The organism is Cohnella cholangitidis, from assembly GCF_014107495.1.
In the GTDB taxonomy this organism is placed as follows: Bacteria; Bacillota; Bacilli; order Paenibacillales; family Paenibacillaceae; genus Cohnella; species Cohnella cholangitidis.
This window is the reverse complement of record NZ_CP041969.1, coordinates 360,994-381,689: the sequence shown is the minus strand read 5'-3', so window position 1 is coordinate 381,689 and position 20,696 is coordinate 360,994. Positions and strand designations below refer to the sequence as shown.

Annotated in this window: 18 protein-coding genes; 15 read left to right on the top strand and 3 right to left on the bottom strand. The window is 50.4% G+C overall.

Annotated elements, in window-relative coordinates:
- The first annotated feature begins 128 nt into the window (after positions 1-128).
- The 11 genes from FPL14_RS01905 (at position 129) to FPL14_RS01855 (ending at position 11,879) form a co-directional block, all read left to right on the top strand.
- Complete coding sequence (locus FPL14_RS01905; RefSeq protein WP_182301437.1) at positions 129-1,931, top strand: sensor histidine kinase; 1,803 nt, start codon at positions 129-131, stop codon at positions 1,929-1,931.
- On the top strand, positions 1,903-2,916 hold the full coding sequence (locus FPL14_RS01900; RefSeq protein WP_182301436.1) for a response regulator: 1,014 nt from the start codon (positions 1,903-1,905) through the stop codon (positions 2,914-2,916). The genes FPL14_RS01905 and FPL14_RS01900 overlap by 29 nt, the downstream gene beginning before the upstream one ends.
- Positions 2,913-3,530, top strand: coding sequence for a helix-turn-helix domain-containing protein (locus FPL14_RS01895; protein ID WP_182301435.1), 618 nt, complete (start codon positions 2,913-2,915; stop codon positions 3,528-3,530). Before FPL14_RS01900 ends, FPL14_RS01895 begins: the two co-directional genes overlap by 4 nt.
- Before the next feature lie 206 nt (positions 3,531-3,736).
- Positions 3,737-4,744, top strand: a complete 1,008-nt coding sequence (locus FPL14_RS01890; protein WP_182301434.1) for a Gfo/Idh/MocA family protein — start codon at positions 3,737-3,739, stop codon at positions 4,742-4,744.
- Between the two features lie 23 nt (positions 4,745-4,767).
- On the top strand, positions 4,768-6,120 hold the full coding sequence (locus FPL14_RS01885; protein WP_220471205.1) for an ABC transporter substrate-binding protein: 1,353 nt from the start codon (positions 4,768-4,770) through the stop codon (positions 6,118-6,120).
- 86 nt (positions 6,121-6,206) lie between these two features.
- Complete coding sequence (locus tag FPL14_RS01880) at positions 6,207-7,082, top strand: carbohydrate ABC transporter permease (protein WP_182301433.1); 876 nt, start codon at positions 6,207-6,209, stop codon at positions 7,080-7,082.
- Between the two features lie 10 nt (positions 7,083-7,092).
- Complete coding sequence (locus FPL14_RS01875) at positions 7,093-7,908, top strand: carbohydrate ABC transporter permease (RefSeq protein WP_182301431.1); 816 nt, start codon at positions 7,093-7,095, stop codon at positions 7,906-7,908.
- A 22-nt stretch (positions 7,909-7,930) separates the two neighbouring features.
- Positions 7,931-8,617: an N-acetylmannosamine-6-phosphate 2-epimerase gene (locus FPL14_RS01870; protein WP_182301430.1), complete on the top strand. Its 687-nt coding sequence runs from the start codon at positions 7,931-7,933 to the stop codon at positions 8,615-8,617.
- A 12-nt stretch (positions 8,618-8,629) separates the two neighbouring features.
- Positions 8,630-9,598 carry an ROK family protein gene (locus tag FPL14_RS01865; RefSeq protein WP_182301429.1) on the top strand — a complete coding sequence of 323 codons (969 nt, stop codon included), beginning with the start codon at positions 8,630-8,632 and terminating at the stop codon, positions 9,596-9,598.
- A gap of 179 nt (positions 9,599-9,777) precedes the next feature.
- Positions 9,778-11,343, top strand: coding sequence for a tRNA (N6-isopentenyl adenosine(37)-C2)-methylthiotransferase MiaB (gene miaB, locus FPL14_RS01860; protein ID WP_182301427.1), 1,566 nt, complete (start codon positions 9,778-9,780; stop codon positions 11,341-11,343).
- 59 nt (positions 11,344-11,402) lie between these two features.
- Positions 11,403-11,879, top strand: coding sequence for a YlbF/YmcA family competence regulator (locus FPL14_RS01855; protein ID WP_182301426.1), 477 nt, complete (start codon positions 11,403-11,405; stop codon positions 11,877-11,879).
- Positions 11,880-12,143: 264 nt separating this feature from the next.
- On the opposite strand, the gene FPL14_RS01850 is transcribed toward FPL14_RS01855, so the two are convergent.
- A complete protein-coding gene (locus FPL14_RS01850; protein ID WP_182301424.1) occupies positions 12,144-12,752 on the bottom strand; it encodes a hypothetical protein in 609 nt (202 codons plus the stop codon).
- 147 nt (positions 12,753-12,899) lie between these two features.
- Positions 12,900-13,541, bottom strand: coding sequence for a biotin transporter BioY (locus FPL14_RS01845; protein WP_182301423.1), 642 nt, complete (start codon positions 13,539-13,541; stop codon positions 12,900-12,902).
- 100 nt (positions 13,542-13,641) lie between these two features.
- Between FPL14_RS01845 and FPL14_RS01840 the strand changes: the two genes are divergently transcribed.
- Complete coding sequence (locus tag FPL14_RS01840) at positions 13,642-14,520, top strand: energy-coupling factor ABC transporter ATP-binding protein (RefSeq protein ID WP_182301422.1); 879 nt, start codon at positions 13,642-13,644, stop codon at positions 14,518-14,520.
- The gene (locus tag FPL14_RS01835; RefSeq protein WP_182301420.1) at positions 14,486-16,183 is read left to right on the top strand and encodes an ATP-binding cassette domain-containing protein; all 1,698 of its coding nucleotides are present in this window, start codon (positions 14,486-14,488) and stop codon (positions 16,181-16,183) included. The genes FPL14_RS01840 and FPL14_RS01835 overlap by 35 nt, the downstream gene beginning before the upstream one ends.
- Before the next feature lie 38 nt (positions 16,184-16,221).
- Here FPL14_RS01835 and FPL14_RS01830 read toward each other — a convergent pair whose 3' ends face one another.
- A complete protein-coding gene (locus FPL14_RS01830; protein ID WP_229263746.1) occupies positions 16,222-17,529 on the bottom strand; it encodes an MFS transporter in 1,308 nt (435 codons plus the stop codon).
- A gap of 1,075 nt (positions 17,530-18,604) precedes the next feature.
- On the opposite strand from FPL14_RS01830, the gene FPL14_RS01825 reads away from it, so the two are divergent.
- A complete protein-coding gene (locus FPL14_RS01825; RefSeq protein ID WP_182301416.1) occupies positions 18,605-19,561 on the top strand; it encodes an SIR2 family protein in 957 nt (318 codons plus the stop codon).
- A 238-nt stretch (positions 19,562-19,799) separates the two neighbouring features.
- Positions 19,800-20,612, top strand: coding sequence for a hypothetical protein (locus FPL14_RS01820; protein ID WP_182301414.1), 813 nt, complete (start codon positions 19,800-19,802; stop codon positions 20,610-20,612).
- Positions 20,613-20,696: the final 84 nt, after the last annotated feature.

Below are 20,696 nucleotides of genomic sequence, written 5' to 3'. Positions count from 1 at the left end.
GGAAGACGGTTTGTTTGTTGTAGCAGGTCTGACGATGTAAACGGACGAGTTACCTGCTTTTGCCATTTACAGATCGGATAAGCGGGTTTACACTGGGGTGGGAAATCGAACGACAGGAGAAATGGCAAATGAATCTTAGATTAGGCACCCTCTCCCAGAAAATATCGATCCGGAATCAGATTATTTTTTTGATTCTGCTTATACTCATTTTGCCGTTTTTGTTTACGTTTTATTTTCTGGACAAGCCTTTGGAGAACGCGATCAAGACGAAGATAGGCCACTCCGCTCAGGAAGCGCTCACGTTGGCGGGAAGGAATATCGAATTCACGACGGAAGACATGTTCACGGATGCCAATGAAATCACGCAAAACCCGAGCGTCATACAGCTGCTGCAAGATCCGAAAGCGCTTACGCCATACGGGAAATACGAGCTGCAGCATAACGAGCTCAATAAAGTCTCGAGATCGAAACATACGACTTACGCCGCGATAATGGATTATAACGGGAATATGCTAACATCCCGATATACGGAACCGCAGGTTTACGATGAGATCATGCGCAGCGATTGGCTCGCCCGCTTGAACGAATCCCCGAATCAATTGTTATGGGTGTTCAGGAAAACCAATTATACTTTCGCGGACAAAAGACCGACCGTATCGCTAGCCAAGATGATTCTGGATCCTCAAACTCATCGCAAGCTTGGCGTTCTGCTGTTCAGCAAAGCGGAAGAAGATTTGTATAGCTATATTACGGGGCTTGAAGGAGAGGTTTATTTAACCGATTCGTCAGGCACGATTATTTCGAGCGCCAACAAAGACAAGCTAGGAAGCGCTTTGCCGGTCAAGTATGCCGTCATGAATAGCCAGGAAACCTCCCGTGGACAATCGACCGTCGGAGAAGGTTCGGATAAGAAAATCGTGAATACGTACAAAATCAGCCAGACGGGATGGACTATCGTTCAGATCGTTCCCTACGATACCGTGTTCAAAGAAATATTCGATATCCGTAAAGCGAATTTCATGATGTCGGGAGTCATTATCGTATTGTTCGTTCTGTTGACGATAGCGATCGCTAATGGGATCTCGAGGCCGTTGATCGTGATGGTGAAGAAAATGACGGGGATGGAGAACAATCAATTCAATAGCCCTATTCTAATAAGCGGACCTAAAGAAATATCGGTTCTGCAGAGAACCTATAACCAGATGCTCGGCCAAGTTAAGGATTTGCTGCAACGCGTCAAGGACGAATACAAGCAGAAGGAAGACATGCGTTTCCGCGCGTTGCAAGCTCAGATTAATCCGCATTTTATTCTGAATACGTTAAACAACATCAAATGGACCGCCTACATGAGGGGCGAGCGCGAGGTCGGACAAATGCTGTCCAGCTTGGCCGGGTTGATGGAAGGAAGCATCGTCAGGGGAAGCGTTCTGAATACGCTTAAAGACGAAATCGATTATATACAAAATTATATCGCGTTGATGAAACTGAAATACAACGAAAAGCTGGACATCGTATTCGACGTGCCGGTAGAGCTGTTACAAGCCGAAACGGTTAAATTCATGCTGCAGCCGATCGTTGAAAATAGTATCGAGCATGGGGTGGATCAGGTTCAGGGCAAAGGGATTATTGAAGTGAAAGCTCTGCTCGCCCAAAGTACGCTAATCCTCACCGTTAGCGACAATGGCGTCGGAATCGACAAGGAACGGTTGGAAGAAATCCAAGCGTGGCTGAGCGAGTCGACAGGCAGAGAGGAAACGAAAAGAATCGGCGTCCGGAACGTTCACGATAGGCTGAAGCTTCAATATGGGGAATCATTCGGTCTTGAGATCGACAGCAAGCTAGGCGAAGGAACGACGGTTACCTATCGGTTGCCGTTCCTGAAGGGAAGGGGGGAGCAGTCCAATGTCGATCAAGATCATGCTGGTCGATGACGAGATTATCGTTCGCTTAGGGATGAAATCGGTGATCGACTGGGAAGCGAACGGATTTCGGCACGTCGGGGAAGCTTGCGACGGGAAAGAGGCATTGGTTCTATTGGAGCAGGTTAAACCGGATATTCTATTAACCGATATTAAGATGCCGAATATGAACGGGATCGAACTGATCGAATCGGTGAAACGATTGTACCCTTGGATCCGGATTCTCGTGCTTAGCAGCCACGACGAATACGATTACGTTCGGAGCGCGATGAAGTTAGGAGCCGACGATTATATTCTGAAAGCATCGGTCGACCCGGACAAATTGATTCGGCTGCTGCAAGAGACGGCAAGCCGCATCGTTCCGAACGTCGACCGCAAATCCGAGATCGTCAACGGCCAAAGCCCTCGTATTTCACAGGAATCCGGCGATAGCTTGGAGGATGTCCTTCGCCGTTGCATCGACGGCAAATCTTCAACCGAGGATCTGAATCGAGCGGAGCTGTTGGAGAAGTTCGGAACGAAAGCAGCCTACGTCATCGTGGCGAGAACGGAGGACGAGTCCGGCGGCGCTCCGCTATCCGCAAGTTCGGTTGCCACGTTAGCGAACGTTCTGGAGCTCAACGCACGGAAATGGGCGGACGCCTCCCTCATTCGTTCTACGGAGACGGAAGCCGTGCTCCTTCTGTGGATGCATTCGGCTGCTGCTGCGGAACAATTGAAGGAGATCGGAACGGATTTGGCGAGCGCGGCGGAGCGCTTCGCAGGAGCGGCGATCGATGTCGGGTTCAGCGGCGCTTGCGGAGAACCGAACGGCCTGTCGCAAGCTTATGCGCAGTCGAAGCTGGCGCTGGACGGACGCTTCTATGAATGCGGAGTTAGAGTGTATGTATATGACGAATGCAACGGCGAGAGGTCGTCTACGGATTTGCCCTGTTCACAAAGCTGGAGGAGAAGGAACTGGCGCTCTTCGTCGAGAGATTGGATGAAGAGGGCATGAAGCGCCTGATCGCCCATATAATGGACAAGCTCCGAAGCGGGAAACAACCGATTGCCAGTACGATCCAAATCTGCTTGGATATCTTTTACTGCTTGCAATCGGCATTCAGGAAATTCGGCGAACACATCGTGCAAGCATCGGAGAAAGAGCGTCCGGCCTACAGCCAGATGATCGAATTCAAACGAATCGGCGAAGCGGAAAGATGGTTCGACGCCTACATCGCCCAGTGCTTGGACACGATCCGATCCGCCTCGCGGGAGCGGATGAGGGAAGATATCCATGCGCTTACGACTTATTTGAAAAAACACTACACCGAAAGCTTCACCCTGAAGCAAGCGGCGGAAATGACGAACATTAGCGAAGGGTATTTAAGTTATTTGTTCAAGAAAGAGACGGGCTCGGGTTTAATCGAATACATGAACGGACTGAGAGTCGAGAAGGCGGCGGAATTGCTCCGGGAAACGCATCTTCCTAGTTATGCGATCGCCGAGAAGGTCGGGTACGACAATATTAACTACTTCGGACGAATATTCAAAAAGGTAAAAGGCATGAGCCCCAAGCGGTATCGGGCTAACTATTCGGCCGGATCGACAACCTCCATTCCTCTGGAATAGGAGGTTTTTATTTGCGAGGAATGACCATTTGGTAAAAATTTCGTGAACATTCGCATGAAAATCGTGAATAAAGCGTTTACACGTCGCGAAATCGTGAACAATGTTCTCGATTGCGTTCCTTCTTCCCCCTCGTCCGGCTTTCTATAATGTGAAATGTAAGCGTTATACAAAAGCCATAACATAGGCAAGAGAGCGAGGCAGGGACAATGGGGAAGATGAAAGTAGCGGTCATTGGATTAGGCGTGATGGGGCAAACGCACGCGCGTATTTATTCGGAAATGGCCGGAGTAGAGTTAGTCGCGGTATACGATATTAACCAGGCGCATGCCGATCGTATGGCGGAACGGTATCAAGCAAAGGCGGCGGAAAACTTGGAAGCGCTGTTCGGTATGGCGGAGTTGGACGCCGTCAGCATCTGCACTGCCGACGACCAGCACTACGAGCTTGCGAAGCTAGCATGCAAACACGGAAAGCACGTATTGATGGAGAAACCTCTTGCGACGGACCTGATCGAAGCGAAGGCGATCGTCAATCAAGTGAAAGCGTCCGGGATCAAGATGATGGTCGGACATACGCTGCGTTGGGATCCGCGGTATTATCACGCTCGCGAGTCCATCGCAGCCGGGCAACTGGGCAGTCCGCTGCATCTGTACGCTAGACGGAACAACTCCTATCAGAACGGGTTAAGGCTGAAAGGCAGAACGTCCGTGCTCATGTTCCTAGGGGTTCATGATATCGACGCGATCGAATGGGTGACAGGGGATCGCATCGTAGAAGTATACACGGCGGAAGTCCGCAATCGTCTTAACGAATTCAACGTCGGCGACGCTGCCGTAACGACCTTCAAGCTGGCGTCCGGAGCGGTCGGAAGCTATGAGACAAGCTGGGTTATGCCCGACCATTATTACGAGCTCGACGCGAAGCTCGACATCATCGGAACGGACGGCGCCATCAACGTCAACATCGTCAACCAGAACATTCAGCGCCATGCGGGCGGCCGATTCGCTTATCCGGATACGATGTACGGCATGGAAATGTACGGTCGCTTGACGGGAATCATGAAGGAAGAGCTGACCTCGTTCGTCCTTGCGGTTACGGAAGACGCGCCATTGCCGATTACGGTCGAAGACGCTTACCGTGCGGTGCTTATCGCTTCGTGCATGGAGAAATCGCTGTTGACCGGCCTTCCGGTCTCCGTTCCTACTAACGACTGATCTCACAATAGGGGGAATTTTCAATGAACAAACGGTTAAAATGGGGAGCATTCGCATTGCTGGCAACGTCCGTATTGGTCGCAGGCTGCGGCAATAAAGCGGATAACGCCGGAGCGACGGGAACGGGAGCAAGCGACGCGTCGTCCGGCTCGGACATGCCTTATAAAGGGAAAGAAATCAGCGTTCTGCTCGAAGGGCACTCGACGAGCAACGCCATTCAGAAAATATTGCCCGAGTTCGAACAAAAAACAGGGATCAAGGTGAATCTGGAAATCGTTCCTTACAGCGACTTGACTTCCAAAGCGCTGATCAACTTCTCGAGCCGATCCGGGCGTTACGATATCGTCATGGACGATATCGTACATGGTTACGGTTACGTCAATGCCGGCTACGTAGAGCCGCTGGACGCTTTCGCCGCTAACGCATCTATCAACGCGGATTACGACGAAGCGGATTTCGTGCCGCAATATTTGAACGCGATGAAAATCGACAAGGTCATGTACGGGCTTCCCGTATACGGCGAGAGCACTTTCCTTATGTATCGCAAAGATTTATTCGAAGAATACGGCATTAAAGTTCCGACGACGTTCGACGAACTGATGACGGCGGCGAAGACCGTAAGCGAAAAGTCCAACGGGGATATCGCGGGCATCACGCTGCGCGGAGAACAAGGCATTCAGAACGTCTACGTCTGGGCGACGTTCCTATGGGGCTTCGGCGGACAATGGTTGAACGAACAAGGCTTAACGGACCTGGGGTCTCCGGAAGCGGCTAAAGCATTAGATTTCTATCAAGAAATTTTGAACAAATACGGTCCGACCGGCGTAGCCAACTTCGGCTGGCAAGAAAATCGCCTTCTGTTCCAGCAAGGCAAAGCGGCAATGACGATCGATGCGACGGTGAACGGCGCCTTCAACGAAGATCCTAAAGAATCCTCCATCGTCGGCAAAGTCGGCTACGCGCCGGTGCCTACGCAATCGGATAATCCGAAGGGCGGAGCATCCTCGCTAACCGTTCATGGCATGTACCTGTCCAAAGAAAGCAAAAACAAAGAAGCGGCTTGGTTGTTCATGACCTGGGCGACCGCTAAGGAACAGCAAATCAAGTCGATGTCCATCGAACCGAACTCCGGCGTTTCTTCTTTGGCCGCGATGCAGGACGATGCGTTCGTTACGAAATTCGGCGCTTTCAAAGACACGATGCTGAAGGCGATCGAGAACGGCAACACCCAATACTTGCCGCAAATCCCGCAATCCAACGAAATTATCAACAACACGGGCGTAGCGATCTCCAAGGCGCTGCTGGGCAATAAGTCGGCCGCGGACGCGCTGAAGGAAGCCAACGATCTGAACAATAAGCTCTTATCCGCGAAATAAAACGGAAGACGAAATCGATCAAGGGCCAAGCAAGCGCCATGAGCAATCGGCATGAAGGTTGCTTGGCCCCTTAAGGGTGTGAACGAATGATTAAACAACTGAGAAACAGAGCCCTTTATTGGATCATGCCGGTGATGCTTATTCTGGGCATCATGTCCGTCGTAGTCATGGGGTATTCGATCTATATGGCCGTCCAAGATATCAACTTGGTGAAATCGGTGACCTCTTTCGTCGGATTCGACAATTTCGTCGCATTGTTCCATGATTCAAGGGCTTGGGCTTCGTTATGGAGGACATTCGTTTTCTCCGTATCGGCGACGGGAATCGAATTGTTATTCGGCTTGGGCCTTGCCCTGTTCCTGAATCGGCAGTTCGCCGGGAGGAAACTCGTCAGAACGCTGCTCCTCATTCCGATGATCATGACGCCCGTCGTATCGGGTTTGATCTGGAGGGTGTTCTACGATCCGAACGCCGGAATTATCAACTACTATATGGGCGTGTTCGGACTCGGCAGCAAGCACAATTGGCTCGGCAGCATGGATCTGGCCATGATCTCCGTCATTATCGCGGACGTGTGGCAATGGACTCCGTTCGTATTCCTCATCCTTGCCGCGGGTCTCGACGCGATGCCGAACGAACCGCTTGAGGCAGCCGAAGTCGACGGCGCGTCGCGTATCCAACGCTTTATCCATGTCGTTCTTCCTCTGTTAGCACCTTCTCTGTTGATCGCGTTCCTGCTTCGGATCATCGACAGCGTCAAGACTTTCGACATCATTTACGTCATGACGCGGGGAGGTCCGTCGCTAGCGACGGAAACGACGAACATGTACGCCTATATCCAAGGCTTCAACAACTTTAACATTAGCTACGCAACGGTCATTAATTTAACGATTACCGTCATTATCACTTTTATTTTCACGATGGTGTACAACAAACTAAACGGCTCGAAGGCCAGAAAGTGAGGGGAGACGAATGCGTAAAACCAAATCCGGGTTGTTCTATGTCGGCGTAGGCTGCATTTTGACCTTTTTCATGGTCCCCCTTGTCTGGCTCATTTCCACCTCGTTCAAAAACAATCGGGACGCGTTCGCGATTCCGCCGAAATGGATATTCGAGCCGACTCTAGACAACTACAATAACGTATTCGGCAGATCCGATTTTTTCGCGGCATTCGGCAACAGCGTGCTCATTTCTGTCGTATCCACCCTGTTGTGCCTTTGTATCGCCGCGGTAACGTCTTACGCATTGGCTTATTTTAACTTTCCGAAAAAATCCAAGATCATGACATTCATATTGAGCTCCAGAGTCGCTCCACCGATCCTTATGCTGCTGCCGATCTACTTCATCTCCGTGCAAATCGGTGTTACCGATTCCTACGCGTTGCTCATTTTTATGTATATGCTGATGAATTTGCCGTTCGCGGTGTTGATGTTGGTCACTTATTTCGAGGATATTCCAAGCGAGATTCGCGAAGCCGCATTCGTGGACGGTTGTTCGGAGACGAGAACGTTCTTCAAGGTCATTCTTCCGCTGGCACGCGGAGGATTGGCGGCGACGTTCATTCTATCGATGGTGCTTGCGTGGAACGAGTTCCTGATCGGACTCGTCATGACGGGCAAAGCGACGCAAACGCTGCCCGTGCTCGTCACGTCGTTCATGACGTTCCAAGGAACGGAATGGGGACCGTTGTCGGCCGCAGGCACCTTCATCATGGTTCCGATGCTTATCTTCGGAATCTTCGTACAGAAGCATCTGGTCAAAGGGATGACGATGGGAGCGGTAAAATAACCCTCAGAGGAGAAATGAGAACATGGCGAAAATTTCAACTATATTCCCTCGCAGAGGGTTAATCGTCTCGGCGCAAGCGCTCGAGGACGAACCGTTGCACGGCGGGGATACGATGGCGAAAATGGCGCGCGCCGCGCTGGAAGCCGGAGCGATCGGCATCCGCACGAACGGTGCGCATGATATTCGGGCGATAAAAGAAGCGATTGACTTGCCCGTGATCGGATTGATCAAGCGGGTGATTCCGGGGGCGGACGTCTTCATTACGCCGACGATGCAAGAGGTTGCGGCGATTCTCGACGCCGGCGCGGATATCGTGGCGATGGACGTGACCGATCGGGAAGGCCGGCTGGATAAGGTCGTCGAACTGTTCGGTTACATTCATGAGCGCGGTGCAGCCGTCATGGCGGACGTGTCGACTTACGAAGAAGGCATCGCTGCCGCTAGGCTGGGAGCCGATTTCGTCGGAACGACGCTGTCGGGATATACCCCGTACAGCACGCAGCAGGAAGGTCCGGATCTGAACCTGATTCGCCGCTTGAGCGGCGAGCTCGACATTCCCGTCGTGGCGGAAGGACGGATCTGGACGCCGGAGGAAGCGGTAGCCGCTCTAGATGCGGGAGCCGATTACGTAGTCGTCGGAAGCGCCATTACCCGTCCGCAACTGATTACCGCGCGTTATGTCAAAGCGATTCGCCAGAAGCTCGGATAGGAGGTGCCGGAGTTGGAATTACCGGTATTCGATCCCTCTTCCGAGTTCGCGATAGGCGTCGACGTGGGCGGGACGAAAATCAACGTTGGCGTTATCGGCCGCAATGGTAAGGTCGTTTGTTCGAACAGCCTGCCTACTCTGGCGGGCGAATGCGTCGTCGAAGACCGCGTAGCGATTGCGATTTCTCGATTGCTGCAAGGTGTGCATGACAATGAGCCGTTGCTAACGGTAAGAGGAATAGGCATAGGTACGGCGGGTCAGGTCGAATGGGAGACCGGAGTTATCCGCCATGCTTCCGACTTGCTGCCGGGGTATACCGGTACGCCGATTAAATCGTTGATCGCACGGAAATTCGGCATGCCGGTCCATGTCGATAACGACGTCAACGTGCTGGCATTGGCGGAAAAATACGCCGGAGCGGGAAGACAAGCCGATCACATGGTCTGCTTGGCGCTCGGGACGGGAATCGGCGGCGTCATCGTGGACAAAGGCAAGATCGTGCATGGACTATGGGGCGGAGCTGGAGAGATCGGACATATGAGCGTCGATTACCGCGGCCTCCCGTGCATCTGCGGGGGCAGAGGTTGCTTGGAAGCGTACGCCTCGGGAACTTCAATCGCCAAGCGGATGAACGAAAGACTGGTCGCGACCGGGACGATGGAAGACGATGGGCCGCTCGATACGCGAGAAACCGTGAGGCGCTGGATGTCGGGAGACGCCGTAGCCGCGGCGGTCATGGACGAGGCGTTCGAAGCGTTGGGAGCCGCCGTCGCCAGCTTGCTGCACGTCTTTAACCCGCAGGTCGTCGTCATCGGCGGAGGCTTGGCGGATGTCGGGGAACCGTTGCTTAGACGAATCGAGGAGGAAACGCGCAAGCGCGCTATGCCTTCCTTCTTGAATGGCGTTAAGATCGTGCCGTCAAGCAGCGGAAACCAAGGCGGCATGATCGGAGCCGCGATGCAGCTATGGGAATACGCATAGCTTTATAGATTTACGGACGGAATAACGTACCGAATCTTCAAGCCGAAAGGGCTTGGATTCGGTACTTTTTTTCTATTTTCCGATTCGCATCCATTCAGATGTTCATGCTATAATAGGTAGGATTGACGAGAAGCGGGGCTCGCCGGAGCTTGCCCGTTTTCTATGGGAGGAAACAGGAAATGGCCAAAGAGACGAAGGATTTCAGCAAATATTTCGATTTCTCCGGTGCTAAAGTCATTTCCGAGGACCACAACGGCAAAACGATCCGTCTGAACGGACGGGATATCCATATCGTCTCCGAGCCGGACTATCGGCAAGAGAAGCAACGGGGCAAAGAAGAAATTCAAGTCCACTATGAGAATGCCGTTCCGGACGAGCTGAAGAACCTCGGATTAGGGAAAAAATATTTGATTCAAACGTACGGCTGCCAGATGAACGAGCACGACACGGAAGTGATGCGCGGCTTGTTCGAGGAAATGGGTTACGCGTCGACCGACGATCGCATGGAAGCCGACGTTATTCTGTTCAATACTTGCGCCGTTCGCGAGAACGCGGAGGATAAAGTGTTCGGCGAGCTCGGACATATGAAGGTTCTGAAGCAGCAACGCCCGGAGATCATTCTCGGCGTATGCGGTTGCATGTCGCAGGAAGCTTCGGTCGTTAACCGGATCATGCAGAAGCATGCCCACGTCGACATGATTTTCGGAACGCACAATATTCACCGGTTGCCTCACTTGCTGCAGGAAGCGCATTTCGGCAAAGAGATGGTTATCGACGTGTGGTCCAAGGAAGGCGACATCATCGAGAACTTGCCTAAGAAACGTACCGAAGGGTTGCGGGCTTGGGTAAACATCATGTACGGATGCGATAAATTCTGCACGTACTGCATCGTTCCTTATACGAGAGGCAAAGAACGAAGCCGTCTGCCGGAGGACGTCATCGCGGAAGTTCGCGAGCTGGCGCGGCAAGGGTTCAAGGAAGTGACGCTGCTGGGCCAGAACGTGAACGCGTACGGCAAAGATTTCGCTGATCGTTCCTATCGCTTCGGGGATCTAATGGACGACATGCGGAAGATCGATATTCCTCGCATCCGGTTTACGACTTCGCATCCGAGAGATTTCGACGATCATCTCATCGAAGTGATGGCGAAGGGCGGAAATCTCGTCGAGCATATCCACTTGCCGGTGCAGTCCGGCAGCACGGAAGTGCTGAAGAAGATGAGCCGCAAATACTCTCGCGAACGTTACTTGGAGCTGGCGCACCGGATTCGCAAGGAAATTCCGAACGCGGTGCTTACGACGGACGTCATCGTCGGATTCCCGGGAGAGACGGACGAACAGTTCGAAGAGACGCTCACGTTGATGCGCGAAGCGGGGATTACTTCGGCTTATACGTATATTTATTCTCCGAGAGAAGGCACGCCCGCGTTCGATATGGCCGACGACGTTTCGACCGAAGTGAAGAAGAGCCGGCTGGCCCGTCTGAACGAATTGATCGGACAACTATCGCTCGAGCATCACCAAGAGCTGGTAGGGCAAGTGTTCGAGGTGTTGGTCGAAGGCGAGAGCAAGAACAAGTCTAACGTTCTATCGGGACGTTCCCGCTCTAATAAGCTCATTCATTTCGAAGGCAAGAAGGAATGGATCGGGCAGTTCGTGCAAGTAAAAGTTACCGCGGCCCAATCGTGGTACGTCAAAGCGGAAGTCGTTAGTGAACCGGCAGCAATAGCGGGCTTTGCAGGTTAAGAAGTTGTACTTGCTTATAGCAAATATCGTAGAACAATCGATCGGGAGGAAACCACACAATGTCAGCACACGCACATGATCACGACCATGATCACGAACATGGCGAGGGATGCTCGATCCCTAAGTTCGATAACCGGGAATTGATCGTTCGCGAGGATATTTTGGCCATGGCCAAAGAATTGGCGGAGCGGATTACGACGACCGAAGAAGTCGAGCTCTACCAACGTTCGGAGAAGCTTATCCAGAACCATGAGAAGGTTCAAGGATTGATCACGACGATCAAGAAAAAACAGAAGGAACTCGTAGCGTTCCAGAACACGTTCAAAAACCCGGCTATGGTCGAGAAGATCGAAGCGGAGATCGACGCTATTCAAGACGAATTGGACAATATTCCGATCGTGCAGCAGTTCCAGCAAAGCCAAGTGGACGTGAACTATATGCTGCAATCGATCGTCTCGATCATTCGCGATTCGGTAGCGGAGAAAATCGACGTGGAAGCGGCGAAACCGGCGGAAGCTCCGGAACAATGCGATTAATAGCCAGTGACTAAGAGCGGCTGGGCTTATGTGCCGAGCGGATTGAATAAGTCGCAGGAATAGTTGACACCCTACTGTCGCCAGGGATTTAACCCTGAATGCTGAAGGAGGACTATCTGATGACAGAAGGCATTCCGAACTCGCAGACGCGGGCTCCGAAGTCGGACGATCCGAAGAAGCAAGGGCGTTCGGCCGCTAAGAAAAAATCGAAGTGAAAACGGAGGGCCACGCGGATCGCGTGGTCCTTTGTCTTGAATGGAGCCGTTAGCGGAGGGTTGGGGGAAACGGACTCAGGCTTAAGGTGAAGTTCCGTTGATCGAATTGGAACAGATGGGGCTGATTGGCGTTGAGCTTCCATTTTTGCAGCCAATGGTTGGGTAGCCTGAGCCGGTCGTCCGATAAATTCGCGGGCACGTGCAGACGCATCCGAGTGACGTTCTTGCCTTGGCGCACCTTGATGATGGTTCCTTGGCGTTCGGGAATGCCGAGCCTGGATAAGAGCTCATACCCGACGGACACGGTGCCGGAACCTAACGTGCTTGTCATCAAGAGCGCAGACGTATCGCTCAGCGGCGAGGGTTTAACGGTCAGCGAGCGATCGGCCGGATTGTACGTAAGAGAATATCTTCGCAATGCGGTAAGCTGAAACCGTCGCGCTAACGCGAAATTCATCTCCATGAAGTCGGCGAAGCATTCCCGTCCTTCCAGAAACTGAATCTGTATGGCTTGTTTGATCGTGCCCCGCTTGAGGGTTACCGTTACGTTATGGGGAATGGCCAGCAATTCGGATGCGGAATCGGAACAATTGAGAGTAAGGACGACGGTATGAAGGGGAAGCTTGGATATGAACAAATCCAGACGACCGGTTGCCATAAAGATGGGTCACACTCCTTGAAAGGCAGATGAAACTAAAGAATCCTTCTAGCATATGCTTCGAATCCGTAGCTTGTTTGTACCTTCGTCCATACGTCAAAAAGGCTCCCTCTTAGAGAGGGAGCCGGGATTACGCCGTAGTCGGATCTACTTTTTGTTGAATGGCCGAATGGCAGGCAGTACGGGTTTGAGAGAAATGATGACAAGCGTCGCGACGACCGCTTTGATGGCGTCTCCCGGCAAAAAAGGATACATGCCTGCTCTTAGAGCTCCGGTGACGGTATCGTATTTCTCGCTATCCACGACATGCGCAAGCCAAGGTACGCCGGATATGTACACCAATAAGGAACCGAAAGCAAAGAGAGCGAGCAGAAGGGTTAACTGTTGAACCCGGTTAAGCTTCTTGCGTCCGGCGAAAATGCGATCGCTGGCCCAACCGATCAAGAACGCGGACACGGGATACATCCAGATGAAGCCGCCTGTCGGACCCGTGATTTGGGCAATTCCCCCGGAACCGTTCATGAGGGGAAGTCCGATCGCGGTCAGCGCCACGACGATGAAAGTGCTCCAGAAGCCGTAAACGGCACCGAGGAGTCCGCCGGCAAGCATGATCGCAAAGGTTTGCAGCGAAATGGGAACGGGCGTAAAACCGAGATTGATTTTGATAAAGCTTCCTGCGATGAACAACGCGCCGAATAGGGCGGTATACACCATTCCCCTAATCCATTGGCTATTCGTTCTTGTTGGTTGCGTCGCGCTTGTCGTCGAAGTTGATGCATGATTGGACATTGTCAAAAAGCCTCCTAAATGTTAACCTGTTATCATGTTGGTGGTTAACAATTGAGATTGTAGCATGGGATGGCTTGGTTGAAAAGAGGGATTTTGTAAAATGGCGAAACGAGCAGATGAACCGGTCGTACTGGAGAACGTATCGATAATAGATCTGGATGAGAATGGCGGCTCGTCTGTTCGCCTGCATGAAGCGAACGTTACGCTCGCGGCGGGCGAATGGTTAACCGTCGTCGGGGTTAACGGAAGCGGGAAGTCTACGCTCGCTAGATTGCTGGCCGGCCTGCAGCCGGACAATCTAACCGGCGACATTGGGCGAGGCTTCGCCGGGGAAGGCGTTAGCCCGATCGTTCTGCAGCAGCCGAAAGCTCAGCTGTTCGGGGAGACGCCGCGGGAAGAAGTAGTCTTTGCATTGGAGTGGCGGGGCGTGGATAAGGAGCGGATTGCCGAATTGGTTGAACGCGCCTTAAACAAAGTGGGATTACTCGCATATGCCGATGTAACATGGGACAGATTGTCCGGCGGGCAACAACAGCTCGCGGCGTTCGCGGCATCCGTAGCATGCGATACTCCGCTGCTCGTTCTGGATGAAGTGACTGCGATGTTAGACGATCATAATCGGGAGATCGTGAGGCAGACGACGCGAGATCTACATAAGCAAGGTACGGCGATCGTATGGGTAACGCAAAGATTGGATGAACTGGAGCCTTATACTCGCGTGGTAGCGATCGGTGAAGGCCGGGTTATTTTCGATGGGGATGCCCGCGAATTTCTCTATGGGATTGCCGAGCCGGGGGAGCTAGAGCCTCCGTTATCCCCTTGTCTCAGGGCGGGTCTGCGGTTGCCTTATTTACCGGCGATGGCGGTCGAGCTCAGACGCCAAGGGATATGGTCCGATCCGTTGCCGATGACGGCGCAAGAGTGGGGAAAGGTGTTGGGTCAGGTTGGGGACGAGGAAGCGAAGAGCGCTATGCGATAAAAATACATACGAGCCGCTTCTATTGGACGGAATCCCTTGGCGTATCGGCGATGGACAATCGTGCGACTCCGGCTTAAGACTGGAACCGGGGACGATCACTCTGCTCATAGGCAGCAACGGAGCGGGTAAAACGTCGTTGCTAGAAAAAGCGGCCGGCCTTCGCGATCCCGAGGGATTACGAGTGATGTACGGATCGAGACCTCTTTGGAAGCGGGGGCGGTCGGGACGCAGGCGGTTGAACGAACAAGCCTTGTTGCAATATAGCTATTGCGTCCAATCGCCCGAGGAAGGGCTGTTCGCCCGAAGCGTACGGGATGAGCTTGATTATGCGTTAAGACCGTATGCGTTGACCGAACAGGAGCAAGCGGAACGAAGAGAGGTTGCCCTTGCTGCAGTGGGTTGGGACTCTTCATGGGATACGAGAGATCCCTATCTGATGAGCGGCGGGGAACGGCGACGGGTTGCGCTGTCTTCCGTATTCGTGACGCCTGCGCCGTGGTTGCTGCTGGATGAGCCGACGGCAGGTTTAGACGGAGCCGGTCATGGGAGAGTTGCCAATCAGCTTATGAAGCTGAGGTCGGAAGGCCGGGGTATCTTATTAGTCTCGCACGATTCCGATTGGGCGATGCCGCTAGCGGATCGCGTAATGATCTTAAGCCCGGACGGATCGGTCAGATTATGCGAGCGCGACGAGCTGTTGATGCGTCCCGATTGGCTGGAACAAGCGGGAATGACGGTTCCGGATTGGCTGCGAGTCGCTCATCTGTTAGGGAAAAGCGGGGTTGCCGCAAATCACGTATGGGACCCCGTGCAAGCAGCAGCGGGTTGGGCTTCGGCTTCCGATCGGAGCTTGCGATTGGAGAAAGGTTTTTCAGGTGCAGCGGTGGTGGGCAAGGAACGTAGAACACGCGCCGCTAACGGCAAGTCGCATCGGTTGGCGGGTTTCGACCCTAGGTCGGTATGGCTGGCGTACTTGCTCGTTTCCACCGGGTTATTTTTCCTGGGAGATTGGATTTCACTTGTTGCGGGGTCGGCGGTCGTCGTGGGCTTGTTGATCGCGGGTAGAATCCCGATAGGGAGATGGCGAGGTTTGATCGTGAATTACGCCGTTTTCTCGGTCGTTACGTCAGCGATATTCGCTTGGGGGGCGAGCAGCAGGGGCGGCTTCGAATGGGAGGCCTTTGCGGATACGTTGTTTCCTTTCGCGCGAACGATGCTCATCCTCTTCCTCGGCTTAGCCATTCCGCTTGTCATGTCGCCGCTATCGCTTCGCAGGTCGTTGGAGCAAATTCTATCGTTCGGCGGGAGATCGCCGCAGGTCATTCAGAGATTCATTCTGACGGTGACGCTGATGCTGCGGTTCGTTCCGGTACTGCTCGAATTGTGGGAGCGGTTTGCAAAGATTTTCATTGCGCGGGGCAAAACGATCTCGAAAAATCCGGTCGCCTACGGCAGGAAACTGCGGGACGTGGCGATTCCGTTCTTGCTTGCGTTGTTCCGGTTGGGAGACGAAGTGGCACTTGCGCTGGAAAGCCGCGGGGTCGGCTATACCACTCATCCTACCCGCTCGGTTAAGCTGAAGTGGCGGATGAGAGATTATGGCGTCGCTGCCGGAGCTCTCGTGCTTGCGGTTGCTTTGTGGGCGTTCGCCGCGGGACGGTAGAGGTCTTTCGTGGGAGTTAGGCTGCTCGTTTTACTCTGTTAGTTGGTTAGTTTTTTACTAATCGAGAGAACGGCCGCCATGATTCCGAGCAAAGAACCGAAGAGGAAACCGGCTTTCAAACCGCCGAATGAATTGAGGCCTCCCGCGATGTAGGGACCAAGAAACATTCCGAGAGAGTAGACGGATTGATAGAAGCCCATCGCCGTAGCCCGTTCGACTGGAGCGAAGTTTCGTATGGATAAGCTGAGCAGAAGCGGGAAATAGAGCGCTTGGGCGATTCCGTTCAGCATCTGGGTGACGGCAAGCCAGCCAAGGTTCGGACTGTAGGGAATGGCGGCGGTGAACAAGGCGGCAAGTACGAAGCCGGTAATGACGACCGTCCGCGTCCCGAAGCGCGGGGCGAGATATCGTCCGGTCCAGAGAGAGACAAGGGCATGCGGGATCATGAACGAGACGACGATTCCCGTCAATTGCGCCTCGCTTGCGCCAAGCTCCACCGCTTGAAGCGGCGTGAAGCCGAACATCGTAATGAACAGAATTCCGTGCGCGAGCAGGGAAAGGATCGATACTCTCCACAATAGGGATGATCGCAGCACTTTGGAAATGGTTTGATGTTTTCCTTTGCGATTGGCGGAGGATAGGTTGGGGTTAGCGGCTATCTCGTCGTCGGAATTCGCGGGTATGGATGGTTCATGCGCGCTGCTCGTTGTCGTTGAATCGTTCTTCGGTTCGTAGACGAATAAAGCAACTATCATGCCAACTGCCGCAACGCCTATCCCGCACGTGAAAGCATAGTTCCATCCGCCAAGCGAAGCTAAACAGCCGCTAGCGCTCATGCCGGCGAGTTGCCCGAATACGGTAAGAAAGCTTAGCGTTCCCATCGCTTGGTGCGTTTGGTTCGTCGGATAATAGGAAGCATACAGCACCGTAAAAGGCACCCAAGTCGCCGCGCACAGACCTGCCATCAACCGACCTGCGAGCGGTCCGCCCCAAGTTCCGGGCAGCATGAAGAAGACGCAGCTAATCAATCCTGCGACCATCCCCGCGATCAGAAAAGGCTTCCGCCTTGACATCACGTCCGAGTACATGCCTAGCGGCAAACGGGTTAGAACTTGGGTCAGGCCGTAGCTTCCGAGTATAAAACCGATCCAGCTCATCGATAGACCCCGGTCCTGTAGATAGGGGCTGAGGATCGGAACATAGATATATAGCGTAGTCCAGTAAAGAACAGTAGCGGCAGCGAAGATCAGGTGCCTGCGTCTGAACGACTGGGCTTTTTGTTGTGGTTGTGGTTGCAGAGCCGGTTGCGATTGAAGGGAAGAGGATCGCTGTTGCTGCATCGTCATCGTTGTTGTTAACCTCCTGGTTGAGGGGACTTTTTCTCATTTTCTACTGTAACGGATTCGATTGGAATTGGGAAGATGATGGGTTTGCTTGTGTTAAAAGTCGGGAAAAGACAGTAGAGAGAGTAGAAGAGTGGGAAAGCAAGGGCGATCGCGGGAGTCTCTTTTTCTATTTTCCAATTATTAGGTTTTATTGGTAGAATGAGAGGGGAAGATCGATTATGTTGAAGTATTAGCAGAGGGTGATATCTAAAAGGATGAAAAAGTTGTTTCAACTCATATTCATCATTTTTATCTTCACAATATTGGGAGGTTGTTCAAGTTTAGATAGTCACTACGAACACTTCAATTCTTCGTTTCAGCTGGACACATAGATCCCACTGAATTAGAGCAATCTAAGGGGGATCTACGTCGTGAATACAAGAACGTTATGTGCAATCCAAGAAGTGCTATGCAAAGAAGAGAATATAGAGACGATTGAAGTCGCATAAGATGCGGCTTTTTTTGTAGAAATGTGTCCTGACTCGTAAGGAAATGAAAGGAAAATTAAGATTAGTATGGAATAAGAGAAGTGAAGAATCTAAATAGCGATTCGATTAATTCGCTAGTGAACCTAAAGAGAAGGAAGGACGGGAAAAGACGGGAAAAGACGGGAAACATGAATAGTACTTTTTATTCGAAAAGCTAGGCGTTGACAGGTTAAGTACGATTTTCGACGAAGACAGGGAACAGCACATAACACCGTATTCTCGCTTCGGGCATTCGCCCCTCGGTCCGGTAGAAGTAAGATGAGGATTCGAAGATGACGTTGGCAGTAGTATGAAAGCAGAAGCAGCCGGACACATGAACGTTAGATGAGATTATCACACAAACACGAAAGGATTGAGATCATTGAATAAACCTTTATTTCTTTTTGGCAATGGATTGTCGATTGCTCTTTCACCAGATTTCGCATTACGTAATATAACTACGAAATTCATTGAAGATCTGGAATATGAAGAAAAGAGATTTTTAACGCAGCTATGCCACGGGGGGAGAAGGGCTTTCTTTTGATGATTTCGAGGCAAACTTCACAGCTTTGGAATCTGCATTTGAAAGTCTTAAAAAGTATTCCACGTTTATAGATTCACCTGTAGGTCAAACAATGCTAAACAATTATGAGCTTCCAAATCCTCAATTATCAAAACATGTTGAGATTATTGAAAGGATATATAAAAAATACATAGTCAGAATTTTGCGAATCATTCATGGGAATGTACATCTCGACGCAATTGAGAAGAAGCTTTCGAATTTTACTAAGTTTTTTATCAGAACACTTAAAGAAAGCCAAAAAGGGTTTGTGTTTACACTAAATTACGATCTATTAGTTGAAACTATATTATTAGAGAAACTAGGGACACTTCATTTTACAGATTTTTGTTTTCCATCTCATGTTTTGAAAGACACAAATATTCCCAAATTTGACTTTAACCCTAGGCGAAGTGAAGAGCATTATACCGAAACTCAAAGAAGAATAGAACTGCACCATCTTCATGGATCTTTATCATTATTTTATGACTACATTAGAAACAGAGTGATTAAGTTAAAGAGTCAAGACATTGGATATGAAGCAATTTATGAGAAAATTTATACTGAGAACCTTCCTTTATTACCAGCAATTATTACTGGTGGTGGAAAATCTAATAAGATTGTTCAACACCCTTTTGAGTACTATTATAGAGCATTAAAAGATATATGTGATTTTGGACAGGCAAGTAAATTATTTATTGTTGGATATAGTTTCAGAGATGATCACATAAATGATCTAATAAAACGCTGGATGAATGGCGTAAAGGACTACACTAAGGGCTTACTTATTATTGATTATAAACAAGAAGCCTCTACCCAAGAAAAATTTAAGAAGTTTGTAAGAACACAAATTCGTAAAAGACCTCCACTTCCTGATCATTGTTTTGAATTCGGCGGTGTAAATAATATCCATGATATAGAAGGAACCGAACCTAAAGAAATAGAGCAGTTATTAAGAAATGAATAATGAAAGCTATTTCATGGAAGGTACTAACTTCGTCTAACACCATATTCACGCATCGGGACATCCGTCCCTCGATCCGGACCGGAGATGGAGTGTATTCGATTGGAGCGATTTCAGCTACAGGGAAGCATAATCAGCCGGACACACCGATCCCCCTAAGATAGGAGCTATCTAAGGGAGATCGACATCGTGAATATAGAACGTTATCGAAAATTATTGCTTAATGAAGAGAGGATAAAAAATGCAAAGTTTAGTAGAACTTTATAACTATATTAAGGCTAACCCTGTTTTGACTCTTTCCGCATCTTTAGTTGGGTACTTAATAGTTTGGATTTATAAGGAAAGTAGAACGGAATATATTTCGAACATTAGAGAATCAATAGAAGAAAAAACAATTTTTTTGCTACTATATGGAAGAATCGAAAGCGCTATATTATTATTTCTTAAAAATAAGTGTCCAGATACAGAATTAAAGTTATATGAATCATTTGGAGAGTCAGCCCATCTTCTTTCGAATCAAATAAGGCATATATTTATTGATACAACTAATGACGATAATACTAAATTTCCACTTATCTTAACATTAGTACAAGCGGAAATATATAAACTTAGGAATCAGTTGGATGAGGCTATGCAAGAGAATAAAATGGATTCTGTAGAAAAATTTATCACAAGTTTAATTGCTCCAATGAAGCCCATAAGTTATCTTATTTTTTTCTGTTTGATAGCATTCATTAGTTTTATTTCTTTTAATCAATCGACAACTTGGTTTGACAGAATGAATATTATTTGTTTTTCAATATCATTTACCTTTGGGATCATGGTGTTCGCAATATTCTCTAAAGAGTTTATTAACAATAAAATTAAGAAACGGTCCCGTTACTTCATGTTTTGTATTATCACAATATCAATTGCACCTTTTATCTCATTGATATTTGTAGATATTTCTTTAATAAGTATCGTAATACAAGCATCAATGATTTATTTAGTAGATAAAAGGGGCAAAAATAATAGAAGTATTGAGGCTGTTCAAGTAGGCAATAACTTCCGATAACACCATATTCATGCATCGAGCCATTCGGCCCTCGTCCGGACCGGAATATATAGACGATTGAAGTCGCAGAAGATGCGGCTTTTT

What these genes read in the sequence shown, in the direction of transcription:
- FPL14_RS01905 (WP_182301437.1), top strand. Translation starts at nt 129, where the DNA reads ATGAATCTTAGATTAGGCACCCTCTCCCAGAAAATATCGATCCGGAAT.
- FPL14_RS01900 (WP_182301436.1), top strand. Translation starts at nt 1,903, where the DNA reads ATGTCGATCAAGATCATGCTGGTCGATGACGAGATTATCGTTCGCTTA.
- FPL14_RS01895 (WP_182301435.1), top strand. Translation starts at nt 2,913, where the DNA reads ATGAAGCGCCTGATCGCCCATATAATGGACAAGCTCCGAAGCGGGAAA.
- FPL14_RS01890 (WP_182301434.1), top strand. Translation starts at nt 3,737, where the DNA reads ATGGGGAAGATGAAAGTAGCGGTCATTGGATTAGGCGTGATGGGGCAA.
- FPL14_RS01885 (WP_220471205.1), top strand. Translation starts at nt 4,768, where the DNA reads ATGAACAAACGGTTAAAATGGGGAGCATTCGCATTGCTGGCAACGTCC.
- FPL14_RS01880 (WP_182301433.1), top strand. Translation starts at nt 6,207, where the DNA reads ATGATTAAACAACTGAGAAACAGAGCCCTTTATTGGATCATGCCGGTG.
- FPL14_RS01875 (WP_182301431.1), top strand. Translation starts at nt 7,093, where the DNA reads ATGCGTAAAACCAAATCCGGGTTGTTCTATGTCGGCGTAGGCTGCATT.
- FPL14_RS01870 (WP_182301430.1), top strand. Translation starts at nt 7,931, where the DNA reads ATGGCGAAAATTTCAACTATATTCCCTCGCAGAGGGTTAATCGTCTCG.
- miaB (WP_182301427.1), top strand. Translation starts at nt 9,778, where the DNA reads ATGGCCAAAGAGACGAAGGATTTCAGCAAATATTTCGATTTCTCCGGT.
- FPL14_RS01855 (WP_182301426.1), top strand. Translation starts at nt 11,403, where the DNA reads ATGTCAGCACACGCACATGATCACGACCATGATCACGAACATGGCGAG.
- FPL14_RS01850 (WP_182301424.1), bottom strand. Translation starts at nt 12,752, where the DNA reads ATGGCAACCGGTCGTCTGGATTTGTTCATATCCAAGCTTCCCCTTCAT.
- FPL14_RS01845 (WP_182301423.1), bottom strand. Translation starts at nt 13,541, where the DNA reads ATGTCCAATCATGCATCAACTTCGACGACAAGCGCGACGCAACCAACA.
- FPL14_RS01840 (WP_182301422.1), top strand. Translation starts at nt 13,642, where the DNA reads ATGGCGAAACGAGCAGATGAACCGGTCGTACTGGAGAACGTATCGATA.
- FPL14_RS01830 (WP_229263746.1), bottom strand. Translation starts at nt 17,529, where the DNA reads ATGACGATGCAGCAACAGCGATCCTCTTCCCTTCAATCGCAACCGGCT.
- FPL14_RS01820 (WP_182301414.1), top strand. Translation starts at nt 19,800, where the DNA reads ATGCAAAGTTTAGTAGAACTTTATAACTATATTAAGGCTAACCCTGTT.